11 protein-coding genes are annotated in these 14,193 nt (G+C 39.7%); 4 read left to right on the top strand and 7 right to left on the bottom strand.

Annotated features, from left to right (window positions below; genetic code table 11):
* Nucleotides 1-1,025: 1,025 nt before the first annotated feature.
* From PRVXH_RS02650 to secA, 6 genes are all read right to left on the bottom strand, one after another.
* Entirely contained in the window at nucleotides 1,026-1,964 is a 939-nt protein-coding gene (locus PRVXH_RS02650; RefSeq protein ID WP_353893767.1) for a transketolase family protein, read from the bottom strand.
* 13 nt (nucleotides 1,965-1,977) lie between these two features.
* Nucleotides 1,978-2,805, bottom strand: coding sequence for a transketolase (locus PRVXH_RS02645; protein ID WP_353893766.1), 828 nt, complete (start codon nucleotides 2,803-2,805; stop codon nucleotides 1,978-1,980).
* An 18-nt stretch (nucleotides 2,806-2,823) separates the two neighbouring features.
* A complete protein-coding gene (locus PRVXH_RS02640; protein ID WP_353893765.1) occupies nucleotides 2,824-3,660 on the bottom strand; it encodes a YitT family protein in 837 nt (278 codons plus the stop codon).
* A gap of 17 nt (nucleotides 3,661-3,677) precedes the next feature.
* Nucleotides 3,678-4,319 (bottom strand): hypothetical protein, encoded by a 642-nt coding sequence (locus tag PRVXH_RS02635; RefSeq protein WP_353893764.1) that lies wholly within the window; start codon nucleotides 4,317-4,319, stop codon nucleotides 3,678-3,680.
* A protein-coding gene (prfB, locus tag PRVXH_RS02630) for a peptide chain release factor 2 (RefSeq protein WP_353894532.1) occupies nucleotides 4,312-5,407 on the bottom strand; the annotation gives its coding sequence in 2 pieces (ribosomal slippage) (nucleotides 4,312-5,343 and nucleotides 5,345-5,407; 1,095 coding nt in all). Before prfB ends, PRVXH_RS02635 begins: the two co-directional genes overlap by 8 nt.
* Before the next feature lie 30 nt (nucleotides 5,408-5,437).
* Complete coding sequence (gene secA / locus PRVXH_RS02625) at nucleotides 5,438-7,963, bottom strand: preprotein translocase subunit SecA (protein WP_353893763.1); 2,526 nt, start codon at nucleotides 7,961-7,963, stop codon at nucleotides 5,438-5,440.
* Nucleotides 7,964-9,821: 1,858 nt separating this feature from the next.
* Here secA and raiA point away from each other — a divergent pair.
* The 4 genes from raiA (at nucleotide 9,822) to PRVXH_RS02605 (ending at nucleotide 12,294) form a co-directional block, all read left to right on the top strand.
* Entirely contained in the window at nucleotides 9,822-10,361 is a 540-nt protein-coding gene (raiA, locus tag PRVXH_RS02620) for a ribosome-associated translation inhibitor RaiA (protein ID WP_353893762.1), read from the top strand.
* Nucleotides 10,362-10,937: 576 nt separating this feature from the next.
* On the top strand, nucleotides 10,938-11,540 hold the full coding sequence (locus tag PRVXH_RS02615) for a molybdenum cofactor guanylyltransferase (RefSeq protein WP_353893761.1): 603 nt from the start codon (nucleotides 10,938-10,940) through the stop codon (nucleotides 11,538-11,540).
* Between the two features lie 158 nt (nucleotides 11,541-11,698).
* The gene (locus PRVXH_RS02610) at nucleotides 11,699-12,175 is read left to right on the top strand and encodes a DUF6241 domain-containing protein (protein WP_353893760.1); all 477 of its coding nucleotides are present in this window, start codon (nucleotides 11,699-11,701) and stop codon (nucleotides 12,173-12,175) included.
* Nucleotides 12,151-12,294, top strand: a complete 144-nt coding sequence (locus PRVXH_RS02605) for a hypothetical protein (protein ID WP_353893759.1) — start codon at nucleotides 12,151-12,153, stop codon at nucleotides 12,292-12,294. Before PRVXH_RS02610 ends, PRVXH_RS02605 begins: the two co-directional genes overlap by 25 nt.
* Nucleotides 12,295-12,340: 46 nt before the next feature.
* Here the strand turns inward: PRVXH_RS02605 and PRVXH_RS02600 are convergent, their stop codons facing one another.
* Entirely contained in the window at nucleotides 12,341-14,161 is a 1,821-nt protein-coding gene (locus PRVXH_RS02600; protein ID WP_353893758.1) for a BCCT family transporter, read from the bottom strand.
* Between the last annotated feature and the right edge of the window lie 32 nt (nucleotides 14,162-14,193).

Below are 14,193 nucleotides of genomic sequence, written 5' to 3'. Positions count from 1 at the left end.
TGGTTTTGTTATTTGGGTCTTTCCTCTACTGAAGGATTTGCTATATATTGGAGGGTTTGATTGAAGGCGGCGTCTTTTCTCCCTGTGGGTAAAGATTTGGCTTTGAGCTATCCTTCATTAACATCAGAGACATGACAATGTCGACTCAAAGTTAAAGCTGTCCCACATGTGGAGAAACAGCTTAGGCTTCTTACAAAACCGGAAATATATGCTAATCCTGAACTGACGATGAATGGTGGAGTTGGTCAGTTGGATAGGAGTTCTAGGGCGGTTTGTTCTGCTTGGCTGTCTTTGCTTTTGCCCTGCTACCTGCCATCTGCTGCCTGTTAGCTACTAACTGCTGGATATCATAACAACTAACTACTAAATACTAGCTACTAAATACTAATTAGCCACGGTAAAGATTACGAAATTAGCTACATGCTGGGTCCAAACCCATTCATCCATTGCACGTATTTTTGAAAGACCCGGTTTTTTAACGATAGTCTAGCAATTGTTTAACAATGGTTTAACGATTGTTCAGCTATTGTTTTAACTATTGTTTAGCATTGTTCGTCCCTTGAGTCACCTGGCTTTTTGTGGGTTTTTATAGTGGGGTCACGGACCCAGCATCAGTTCAGTATTTCACATCTTTAGATCCTAGTTACAGCATGTAGCTTATTTATACGTTTTCGCGGCCAATTAGGTTTTATGGGGTATGGGTTCGGTCCTGGTTTTTTCATTTTGGTCTGGATTTGAAATCAATTTGGGATGTCAGTAGCTGTCCGCATTGGGCCGCGGACTTTAGGTGCGGGAGCTGGTACTGCACCCCTACAGTCAATTGGGGTCGTCCATCTTCGTTTGGGGTGTGGGGTCAGCCTGTCAAAATTAACTTTCTACAGTTCAAGAAAGGTAATTTTATATGCTAATCCTGAACTACATATTTAAGTTCATAGATTCTTCACTTCGTTCAGAATGACAAGCTACTTTGGGCTTCAGCAAAAAAGGATGCTGACTTTTGTCAGCATCCTTTTTTTTGATTAGACTTACTTTCTTTTTACAGCCTTGTGTACCTTTTCTGCTATTGCTTCAGCTGTTAATCCATACTTTTCTAGCAAAGCTTGGGGAGTTCCTGATTCACCGAAGGTGTCATTTACCCCAACCATTTCAACAGGGACTGGTTGGTTTTGACTTAAAACTTCGCATACAGCAGATCCTAATCCTCCCATGATGTTGTGCTCCTCAGCAGTTACAACAGCTTTTGTTTTAGCAACTGAGCTAATTAGTAGCTCTTTATCTAAAGGCTTAACAGTGTGAATGTTGATAACTTCAGCATCGATACCATCAGCTTTTAGAGCTTCTGCTGCTTTAATCGCCTCATTTACCATTACACCGGCAGCAACGATAGTAACGTCGCTACCTTCCTTAAGAACTACACCTTTTCCAAGTTCAAACTTATAGCTTTCATCATTAACCATAGGCACTTTAGATCTTCCAAGCCTGATATACATAGGACCATCATATTCCACCGCTGCCTCAATTACTTGCTGAGCTTCTATCCCATCGGCTGGAACAACAACAGTCATGTTTGGTATAGCTCGCATCAATGCGATATCCTCTAAAGCTTGGTGAGTAGCACCGTCTTCTCCCACTGTAATCCCAGCGTGAGTAGCCGCTAGCTTAACATTTAACCTAGGATAACATACAGAGTTTCTTACCTGGTCATAAGCTCTACCGGTAGCAAAAATAGCAAAGGTAGATGCAAAAGGAATTTTTCCTGCAGCAGCTAAACCAGCAGCGGTGCCAACTAAGTCCGCTTCTGCTATACCAATATTAAAGAATCTATTTGGAAACTTTTCTCCAAAGCCAGCAGTTTTAGTGGACTTTGACAAGTCCGCGTCCAAAACTACGATATCTTCATTTTTTTCTCCCAACTGTACCAACGCATTTCCATATGCTTCTCTTGTTGCCATTTCCTTTGTCATTAGACTTCCCTCCTTATTCTAGTTCTTTTAATGCCTGTTGTCTTTGCTCTTCGCTAGGAGCAGAACCGTGCCATCCAGCGTTATTTTCCATAAACGAAACGCCCTTACCTTTTACCGTTTTTGCAATAATGATAGAAGGCTTACCTTTAGTTTCGTTAGCTTTTTCGATAGCTGCAAAGATTTCTTCAAAACAGTGACCATCAATTTCTTGAACATGCCAGTTAAAAGCTTCCCACTTTTCCTTTAAAGGGGTAGGTGACATTACATTATCTATATCTCCATCGATTTGCAGACCGTTAAAGTCCAAAAACGCAACTAGGTTATCAAGCTTATAATGGGCTGCCGTCATGGCCGCCTCCCAAATTTGCCCTTCTTGGATTTCACCATCACCTAGCAGAGTATAAACTTTTTTGCCTGTGTTATTTAACTTTTGCGCTAGCGCCATTCCATTAGCGACCGATAATCCTTGGCCTAAAGAACCAGAAGACATATCTACGCCTGGAATTTCCTTCATATCAGGATGTCCTTGTAGCAAGGTATTTACTTTACGGAAAGAAGTTAATTCTTCTTTTGGAAAGTAACCTTTTTCTGCAAGCACACCGTATAAAACAGGTGTTGCATGGCCTTTACTTAACACAAACCTATCTCTTATTTCTTTTTGCGGCTGTTTTACATCTACATCCATCACCTCAAAATAAAGGGCTGTCATAACTTCTACCGCTGAAAGCGAGCCACCAGGATGGCCTGATTTAGCGTCAGTTACCATGTTGACGATATGACGACGAACTGCCTTGGCTGTATTTTCCAGCTGATTTTTTCTTTCATTGTTTAAATTGTTCATCTATGTAACCTCCTTTATTTAATCTCTAACCATCTTTCCAAAACCTTCACCTAATACATCTTGACTGTCGGTAACTATCACAAAAGCATGTTCATCTATCTCATAAACCAATTCTTTAACTCTTGAAACTTCCATTTGGTTTACTACACAAAAAATTATGTCCTTATTTTTGCCTGTATATGCACCTTTACCAGATAAGGTTGTCACACCTCTCTGAAGTTTATACATTATGCCTTGAGATACCTGCTCGGGATACTCTGAGATAATAAAAGCAACCTTAGAGTAACGCATCCCTTGCTGAACTAGGTCAATAACCTTGCTAGTAGAAACTAAGGCAATTAAGGCATACATAGCTAACTCAGGTCCAAATGCTACCGCTGCTAAAGCGATTACAAAAAAATCAATACCTAAAAGTCCCTGGCCTACTGTAAGCCCGGTAAACTTATGAAGCAGCTGTGCTGCAAGGTCAGTACCACCTGTTGTCCCTCTTTGTCTAAAAACCAGCCCTAATCCCAGACCGGACAAAACTCCACCGTAAAGTGCAGCCAACAACGGCTCTAATGTCCACGGCGTCATATTACTTGTAAGCTCTACCATAAGAGCTAAAACTAACGTACCTACTAAGGTTCTAAGTCCAAATTTTCTTCCTAAGTAAATCAGACCGGTAATAAATAACGGTATATTAACAAGTATCAAAGTCAAACTTACCGGTATGTCGAGTAAGTAAAACAAAACTGTTGCAAAACCGCTAACACCACCAGCAGCGATTTGGTTAGGAATCAGTAATGCATTTAAACTAATAGCTGTTATCAAGCAGCCTAATACTATTATTGTATATTCTTTTGCTGTTTTCATAATAAACACCCCTTATATTACTTTAATTCTCCAGAAATAATTATAAAGTTATCAATTATTTTAACATCATCAATTGATAAATCTTCATCAGAAGGTAGGGGGTAGTAAAGTGGTAAGCTATTTAATATTTCATTTGCAAAACTCCCGGTAATTTTACCTATATTTGAATTTATCTCATGAATATTATACTTTAGACGTCCATCCTTTACTTCCAAATTACCTTGCAAAGCTAATGATAGCTCGGTAAACATCACTTGTTGCTCTAAATATATCTTCATTTCACCTTGTGTAAGTTCAGCCTTGATATCATGGCCAAACTCTTGTTTAAGCATATCTTCTAGCTGCTTATGTGAAATGCTTGCTTCAAAATCTCCTGTAAAGTGAGACAATAAGCCGGTATTGAAGTTCATCTTAACTAAATCAAACTCAAAACCCTTTAAGGAAACATTTCTTAAAGTTATTGTGCCCTTAAAATTGCTCCTTAAAAGGGAAAACATATATGGGCGGGGGGAAGTAATATCTATTTTCTTATAGGAGTGGTCATATTCTTCAATCTTAGAGGCGACACTTCTCTCAATGATTAAAGGTAATACCAACTCTGCCACTATAAAAAATAGTAGTATAGCTGCCATTACCCATAAAATCAAGCGCTTAAGCATTTAACCTCTGCCTCAAGTACTCATAGATAAACTTATCTAAGTCCCCATCTAGCACTCCTTGTACATTGCCTACCTCGACCGATGTCCTATGATCTTTAACTAAGCTATAAGGGTGAAAAACATATGATCTAATTTGACTCCCCCACGCTATCTCCTGTTGATCCCCTCTAAGCTCATCTAATTTTTCCTGCCTCTGAAGCCTCTTTTTTTCTGCAAGCTTAGCTGCTAAAATCCGCATAGCAGCAGCCTTGTTCGTATGTTGAGAGCGCTCGTTTTGGCATTGCACTACTATCCCTGTTGGAATGTGAGTTAAGCGAACAGCAGAATCAGTTTTGTTGATATGCTGACCTCCGGCACCGCTAGCCCTATAGGTATCCACCTTTATCTCATCGTTAGATATATCGATATCTACCCCTTCTTTCATCTCTGGAATTACATCCACAGATGCAAAAGATGTATGCCTTCTCCCTGAGGAATCAAAAGGGGATAAACGCACTAATCGGTGCACCCCTTTTTCTCCCTTTAAAAGTCCATAAGCGTTGTTCCCCTGAACCGAAAGGGTGACACTTTTAATGCCGCCCTCATCGTCAGATAAATAATCCCAAACCTGAGTTTTAAAACCTTGTTTTTCGATCCAACGTTGATACATCCTATAAAGCATTTCTGCCCAATCTTGGGATTCCAATCCCCCAGCACCTGGGTGCAACGAAATAATAGCGCTGTTAGCATCGTATTCACCGGACAAAAGCTGCGCCATCTCTAGTTTCTCAAGCCTTTTTTCAAGCTGTGGGATGGTTTTTTCTAACTCCTTTTGAAGCTGTTGATCTTCTTCCATATCTAAAAGCTCTAAAATCTCATTAACTTCTACAGTTTCTTCTTTTATTTCTTCAAACCCATCTACAATTTCCTTTAAGACTTTAGTTTCATTTATGACGTTTTGTGCGCTTTCGTTATCATCCCAAAACTTTGGGGCTGACATTTTCTCTTCTAGCTGGACTATTCTTTCTTTTTTGCCAGCTACATCAAAGTAACTCACCCAGCTCATATAACCTATTTTCTATATTCGAAACGGAAGCTTTTAAATCCATGTTCAAATTAAATTCACCCCTTCAATCTTTTTATTCTCCACAGCAGCGCTTATACTTTTTACCGCTGCCACAGGGACAAGGCTTATTCCTACCTACTTTATTACTTTTAGCTGGGCCCTGGGTTTTCCCCTGAGACTTACCGCCTAACAACGAAGGGTTGGAAATCTGCGGTCTAGAGTCAGCAACCGCTACTGATTGTCTGCTTGGACGCTGTGTTACATCCACACGGTAAATCAGACGGGCAACCTCCTCTTGTATGCCCTCTATCATAGACTCAAACATATTAAAGGCCTCAAACTTGTATTCTCTTAAAGGGTCTTTTTGCCCAAAGGCACGTAACCCAATACCCTGTCTTAGGTCATCCATATCATCGATATGATTCATCCATTTTCTATCAACAGTTCTGAGCACTACAACCCTTTCTAGCTCCTCCATAAAGTCGCCAAGTTGTTCTTCTCGTCTTACATAGTTTTCGTCTGTTTTTTTAAGCATAAGTTCCCTTATCTCATCACGATGTAGACCTTCTAGTTCTTCTAAAGGTATATCCCCCGGAAGAAGGAATGTGGTATGAGCATAATCATGTAATGTCTTAAGGTCATAGTCATCAACTAGTGCCTCTGCATTAGCATAGGTGTCTAGCGCTCTTTCCACAACCTTTTCTATCATCTTCTTAACTTCGCCTTTAAGCTCAGCTCCCATAAGGACCTGTCTTCTTTGTTTGTATATGATTTCACGCTGTTGATTCATAACATCATCAAATTGAAGTACATTCTTTCTAATATCAAAGTTTTTGCCTTCCACTCTCTTTTGGGCATTTTCGATAGCCTTTGATAAAAAGCCATGTTCAATAGGTGTGGAATCGTCCATACCCATCTTATCAACCATAGCCATCATTTTTTCCGAACCAAATAGGCGCATCAGGTCATCCTCTAAGGAGATGTAAAACTGAGATACACCAGGGTCTCCCTGCCTACCGGCTCTACCACGTAGCTGGTTGTCTATACGCCTACTCTCATGGCGTTCTGTACCTATGATATAAAGGCCGCCTACTTCCCTAACTCCATCACCTAGGACAATGTCAGTACCACGGCCAGCCATGTTAGTTGCTATGGTAACAGCACCCTTTTGCCCAGCATCAGTGATTATTTCCGCTTCCTGTTCGTGATGCTTAGCGTTAAGTACTTTGTGAGGAACTCCCGATTTTTTTAGGTGAGAGCTTATTTCCTCAGATTTTTCTATACTTATAGTCCCCACCAAAACCGGTTGACCGTTTTTGTGGCAATCCACTATTTGCTCAACAACTGCGCCCATTTTACCCTTTTCACTGCGATAAACAACGTCAGGCAAGTCTTTTCTAATCATAGGCTCATTTGTAGGTACAGCCACAACATCTAAACTATATATCTTTCTAAACTCATCTTCCTCTGTCAGCGCAGTACCAGTCATACCTGAAAGTTTGTCATACATTCTAAAGTAATTTTGGTAAGTAATAGATGCCAGCGTCTGACTTTCATTTTCAATTTTTACGTTTTCTTTAGCTTCTATGGCCTGGTGAAGTCCGTTTCCATATCTACGTCCGTGCATCAAACGACCGGTAAATTCGTCAACTATAACTACTTGATTATCTTTTACGATGTAATCTTTGTCCTTTTTCATCATTACATATGCTTTTAGGGCTTGATTTAAGTGGTGAGATGTTTCCATATGCTTAGAATCAAAAAGATTGTCTATGCTAAGCTGTCTCTCAGCTTCCTTGACTCCTTCTTCGGTCAAGGTGACACTTTTACTTTCTTCATCTATTGAATAATGTTCTTCTGCTTTAAGGCGAGGCACTAGCCTAGCAAATCTATAGTACTGGCTGGTATCCTGCTCCACTTGTCCCGATATAATTAGAGGAGTACGGGCCTCATCGATAAGTATACTATCTACCTCATCTAAGATGGCATAATTTAACTCTCGCTGAGCTAGCTTTTCTTTATAAATAGCCATGTTATCACGAAGGTAGTCAAATCCAAACTCATTGTTAGTTCCATAAGTAATATCACAGTTATAAGCTTCTTTTCGCTGAGCAGCCTCTTTACCGTGAACGATCAGTCCGACACTTAGTCCTAAAAATTTAAAGATCTGCCCCATCCACTCACTGTCACGGGAAGCAAGATAGTCATTTACTGTGATGACATGTACACCTTTACCGGTTAATGCATTTAGATATGCAGGCAATGTAGCAACCAAGGTTTTACCTTCACCGGTTTTCATCTCTGCTATTCGCCCTTGATGTAGAACAATCCCACCAAGAACCTGAACATCAAAGTGACGCATCCCAGTTACTCTTTTAGAAGCCTCACGGACAACAGCAAAGGCCTCTGGCAAAAGATCATCTAAGCTTTCGCCTTTTTCTAGCCTTTCCTTAAACTCTGCAGTTTTGCCGGTAAGCTGGTCGTCTCCTAATTTGGCTATGTCTTCTTCTAAAGCATTTACTCGCTCTACTTTCTTCATCAGACGCTTAACTTCTTTTTCGTTGTAATTACCCAAAAGTTTGTTCAAAAACTTTAACATAAAAATCTCACCCCTTAACTTTGTTCAACCCTAATCAAGTTATATTCACAAGTTGTATCTAGGTTTTATACAATAAAATTAAGGCCAAAAGGCCTTTTATTAATTATTTCCATTATCCTTATAATTCTAGCATTTTAAAAGGAAAAACTCAATAGCTTTACAGCGAAACATAAGTTCAAACGTCAAAGACTTAAGACCGAGAGAGCTTATGTTTTAGATCAAGAACGAATTTACAATTTACAATGGACAATTGACAATTAAAAAACAAGTGTGTTCAGTCAGGATATCTAGGGATTATTTGCATTTACTACCTGCTATCTGCCACCTGCTAATTAGCCACGGTAACGTTTTTAACGATAGTTTAACAATGGTTGAACAATGGTTTGCTATCGTTTAGCAATGGTTGAACAATGGTTGAACAATGGTTTAGCAATGGTTTAGCAATGGTTGAACAATGGTTGAACAATGGTTTAACAATGGTTTAACTATCGTTTTACTATAGTTTTACTATCGTTCAATACCTATTTAAACCTGGCCATATTCGCTGCCATCTTGGTTTTTCATTTGGGGCATCATTTTGGGTTTCAGACCCAGCATCAATTCAGTATTTCACATCTTTAGATCCTAGTCCCAGCATGTAGCTTATTTATACGTTTTCGCGGCGATTAGGGCTTGTCATTGGGGTTTGGATTTGATACCAGTTTAGGACCTCAGTAGCTGTCCGCTTTGGACCGCGAACGTTATGTGCGGGAGCAGGAGACTGCTCCCCTACAGTTATTTGAGTCATCAGTTTGGTCGTCTTGCCGTTTTTTGGCGGTGTCAAAATACAGGCAACCACTGTCGGTCGTCATCTTGCCATTTATGCTTTTTCTTTTTTCCCACTTCTAACTTCTCACTTCTCACTTCCCAATGCATACCAGTCCCCCTTGTCCCTTGGTTTTGTCATTGGTGTTTTTGGCTTTTCTACTGAAGGATTTGCTATATATTAGAGGGTTTGATTGAAGGCGGCGTCTTTTCTCCCTGTGAGTAAGGCTTTGACTTTGAGCTATCCTTCATACAACTTACAATTGACAATTAAAGTCAGAGTCCCGTTGCCAGAGCATCTGCCACCTGCTAAATGCTAAAACCTTAATTGGCCACGGTAACGTTTTTAACGATGGTTCAACAATTGTTTAACAATGGTTCAACGATTGTTCAGCTATTGTTTAACTATTGTTCAGCGTCGACTCAAAGTTAAAGCTGTCGAACATGTGGAGAAACAGCTTAGGCTTCTTACAAACCCGGAAATATATGCTAATCCTGAACTGACGATGAATGGTGGAGCGGTTGGTTGGATAGTTGGATAGGAGTTCTAGGGCGGTTTGTTCTGCTTGGCTGTCTTTGCTTTTGCCCTGCTGCCTGTTAGCTACTAACTGTTGGATATCATAACAACTAGCTACTAAATACTAATTAGCCACGGTATAGATTACGAAATTAGCTACATGCTGGGTCCAAACCCGTTTATTTATTGCACGTATTTTGGAAAGACCCGGTTTTTTAACGATGGTCTAGCAATTGTTTAACAATGGTTTAACGATTGTTCAGCTATTGTTTTAACTATTGTTTAGCATTGTTCGTCCCTTGTGTCACCTGGGTTATAGGGTTTCAGACCCAGCATCAGTTCAGTATTTCACATCTTTAGATCCTAGTCCCAGCATGTAGCTTATTTATACGTTTTCACGGCCAATTAGGGCTTGTCATTGGGGTCTGAATTTGGAGAATAAAAGCTGCGGGCTAAAAAAATTTTAGATATTAAAGGGTTTAAAGAATTAATATAGAATAATATATAAGTAACACCCTAAAAGGAGTTGAGTCAACCATGAAAATTAAAGTAAGAGGACAAAACATCGAAGTTACCAACGCCTTAAAGTTACACGTAGAAAAGAGAATTGGAAAGCTTGAACGCTATTTCCAAGAGAACACCGAAGCTCAGGTGACACTAACTGTCATCAAGGACCAACACATTATCGAGGTAACAGTGTTTCTCAACGGGGGGTTGCTGCTTAGAGCAGAGGAAAAAACAGGCGATATGTACGCCTCCATTGATCAGGTAGTGGAAAAGTTAGAGCGTCAAACTAGAAAGTATAAGACTAGGGTAAATAGAAAATCCCGTGAAGTAAGCATCAAAGATATAAACGGAAGTCTTAGCCCTAAACAAGAACAAGAAGATGAATATCCTCAAATAGTTAAAACAAAGCGCTTTGCACTTAAGCCAATGATGGTAGATGAAGCTGTGCTTCAAATGGATCTGTTAGGTCACGACTTCTTCGTATTCAAAGATGGAGAAACAAACGAAACTTGTGTCGTTTACAAAAGAAACGATGGAAACTACGGGCTTATAGAACCTGAAATTCTTTAAAGAACATTTAAAGGCTGGGACATATCTAGCCAAAACAAATAAAAAAGCGGTTCTAATCATCGATTTTGATGACTGGAACCGCTTTTTGTTGAATAACTTTATGCTAATGTAGGACTGTTACTGACATACAATAGCAGGAGCGTAAAGCACACGGCTTTGGTAAAGAGTACTGGATCGAGATTCTTTTAAAAGTGGAATGTAGAATGTGGAAAGTGCAAGGTTAATCATATGGGATGGGTTGACACAGAGGTCAACCACTACCGCTTCGAAGGGTTTGGTTTGTTGTGTGGGTCCTGCGCCCTTGCGGGCTAGATCCTTCGGCGTGGCTCAGGATGACCTTTTGGGATACTCCTGCGGGGAGATGCGGGACCTACTGATTACTTTACTATAAGTAGTTGGCCAGGGAAACGTTTGAATTTGCTCTGCTAGGTCAAAGGGCATGCTTCAAATCTGCTAATTCTGCTGGGACTAAAATAAATAGTTTTGTAGAAGAGTGCACAGGCTATTCTTTTAATCTAAAATGGTTTGTGATATATTTTACTTATGCTTTAGTCATTAAAAACAGGGGTGATTACTTTGAGTTATAACGACATCGAGCTTTGCATACTTGCTGGTGGAAAATCCAAACGAATGGGTGCTCATAAAGGCAACCTAAAAATAGGAAAAAAAGATTTTGTAGAACATATCATTAACGATATAGGAGATATGTTTGCTGCTATAAACGTAATAGACAATGGCCAGCAACAAAAAAAACTGCCTCAAATAAACTATTATCACGACAAAATAAAACTACCTGAAAAGAGTGGACTTTTGGGCCTTCATTCTGCTTTGTACTACACAAGCTCAGAGCATTGCTTTATTCTAAGCTGCGATACTCCCCTTGTTAACCGCCAAATAACAGATGCCATTTGCCAAAAGAGAAAACAAGCAGACATTATAGTGCCGCATTTAGATAGAATAAACCCACTTTACGGAATATATCGCAAAAAATCAGCCCTTCCCTTAGCAGAAAAAATACTGCAAGGAAATGACCATTGGCTAACGGGCATGCTCAAAACTCTTCCCACCCATTACATAAAGCGGGAAGTTCTAACACAAATAGATCCCGAATTAAAGTTTGCAAAAAACATTAACACCCCATCAGATTTTAATAAATGGGTAGGTAGCCAAGAAAAATAAAGCTTAAAATTCGAGGTGATAGGCCAAAAGCCTGTCACCTCATTTTTTGTCCTTTTCTTGTTTCGGTGTATATTTTATTTCTACAATGGATAGAATAAAAATTTAAAAGCGATATTAAACCTTCAATCAGTGAGTCTTACATGCGAGGAGTGAGATAGATGAACAAGAAAATAATACTGCCATTACTTTTACTTATCCCTATTTTAATAGTTGTTGGCATTTTGTTTACCGATAGTAATGACGAAGTTGTAGCTTCCTTTAAAAGTGATGCTCCTACGGAAGTGACTTTAGAAGTCTATAAGCAAATAAGAGAACAGGATTATCCTAAAGAGAAAATTAACAAATATATAGAACCTAGAAGTCTTCAAGCCATTTGGAATGATATCCATCATATGTCTCACGTTGTAATTGAGGCAGACGAAAAATGGGGCGTAAAAGACTTATCCTTAGAAAATATCAATGCTCTAATTCTTGAAATGAAGGTTCTTAACTGGGACAAAACGGACCACAGTCAGCAATTTATCCAAAGACAAGAAGAAGAAATCCTAGACATCCTCTATAGGTGGCAAAGCGGCGATTTTTCCAAAGCAGACCAAGATCATAACACCGTTTGGAGATTCCAAGGTGGAACGTAGGAAGAGCTACAGGAGTAGATCACGAAAAAATCCCTCAGTGGGCTAAATATAGACAAGAGACCATCGAAAAGCGACAAGCAGCAGAAGAAGCGGCTAAAAAGGCCGACAGTATAGATTAAACACCTAAAAATAAAACATCCCCCAAAAAAGGGGATGTTTTTGCTTTTATCCTTCTATTTTTTTACCTTCCGATGTGATGTTGTCTACTAAAGCTTCATCATGCACTGCAGAATTAATGGCTTCATTTAATACGTGCTCCTGCTTTACATTTCTAACCCTTTTACGCACGATTTCTTCCACTTCATACTCTTCGGTAAAACCTGCATTTAAAGAATATATCATTATTAGCAGAATAACTGCAAAAGGCAATCCTGTTGCCACAGAGGCAGTTTGTAAGGTTGTAAGCCCTCCACCTATTAACAAGGTAGCTGCAATTACCCCTTCCATCACCGCCCAAAAAACCCTTTGCGGCACCGGAGAATCCAGCTTCCCACCTGAAGTGAGGTGATCCACAACTAAAGAGCCGGAATCCGAAGATGTTATAAAAAACACCGTCACCAGCACAATTCCTACCAGTGATAATAAGTTAGTCAAAGGCAAGTTTTCCAACATAGCAAAAAGCGCAATTGATTCGTCAATACTAACAGCTGCAGCAATATCTGCTATGCCATTTGATTGCGTAAAAAGAGCTGTTCCTCCAAACACAGACATCCATAAAAATGAAAGTAAAGTCGGGAATAACATAACTCCTAGTATAAACTCTCTAACCGTCCTGCCTTTAGAAATCCTGGCGATAAACATTCCCACAAACGGCGACCAAGAAATCCACCATGCCCAGTAAAATATCGTCCATCCACCTTGCCAGTTAGTATCCTTAAAGGTTTCAGTCCACAAACTTAAATTAGCAAAATTAGCTATATAATGACCAAGATTTTGGGTAAATCCACTTAAGATATAAACAGTTGGTCCCACCAGCAGCACAAATAGCATAAATATTCCTGCTAGCCCCATATTCAGCTCACTTAGCCGCTTTACCCCTCCGTCTAACCCTGCCATTACAGAAAGTGTAGCAAAGCCAGTAATAACAGCTATAAGAATTACCTGGATATTTGTACTTATGCCTATGCCAAATAAAAAGTCCAAACCGGCATTTACCTGAACCACTCCTAACCCTAAAGACGTAGCTAGACCTGTTAAGGTAGCCAAAACCGACAGCACATCGATTAAATTTCCCCAAAAACCATATATCTTATTTCCCAAAATAGGGTAAAATATTGAGCGAATAGTTAAAGGTAGCCCTCGATTAAAAGCAAAAAAGGCTAGTCCCAACCCGACTATTGCATATATGGCCCAAGGATGAATCCCCCAATGAAAATATGTAGTAGTCATAGCAGCTTGGGCAGCTTCAGGACTGTTTGCAACAACATCTGCAAACATAGGCGAAGGATCACCAAAATGTAAAATAGGCTCTCCTACACTCCAAAACAAAAGCCCGATACCCATACCGGCACTAAGAAGCATAGCATACCAGCCAATAGTGCTAAACTCAGGCTTGGCGTCAGCTCCTCCTATTTTTATCTTGCCAAACCTGCCAAAGGCAAAATATAGCGCGGCAAGGATAAAAATATTGGCTACTAAAATAAAAAACCAGCCGGCATTTTTAGTAATTACTCCTAAAGATTGATCAAAAAGGGTAGCTGCTTGCTCATGAAACATCAAAGTCAGCACTATAAAAACCGCTAAAATAGCAGAAGATACAAAAGTTACCTGGGGATGTATATCAAATCCAAACCCCGTCCAATTATCTTCACCAGGCTCCTTTTTCCCTGCTGCGGAAAATAAAGAGGCTGTAGGCCTAATTTGCAGCCCCTTAAAAGGTTCTCTTTCCTTTAAAGCTTTTTTTCTTGCATCAGCTTCAGCTTTTCTCAGCTTTCTAGCTAACTCCATTTTAGATTGTCTGTTTTCCTCCATAACTTCATCAATCACTCTCCTAGTTTATTATTAAAAACTTCGCCCCT

This window comes from Proteinivorax hydrogeniformans (assembly GCF_040515995.1).
Lineage (GTDB): Bacteria > Bacillota > Proteinivoracia > Proteinivoracales > Proteinivoracaceae > Proteinivorax > Proteinivorax hydrogeniformans.
This window is presented reverse-complemented; position numbering and strand designations above follow the sequence as displayed.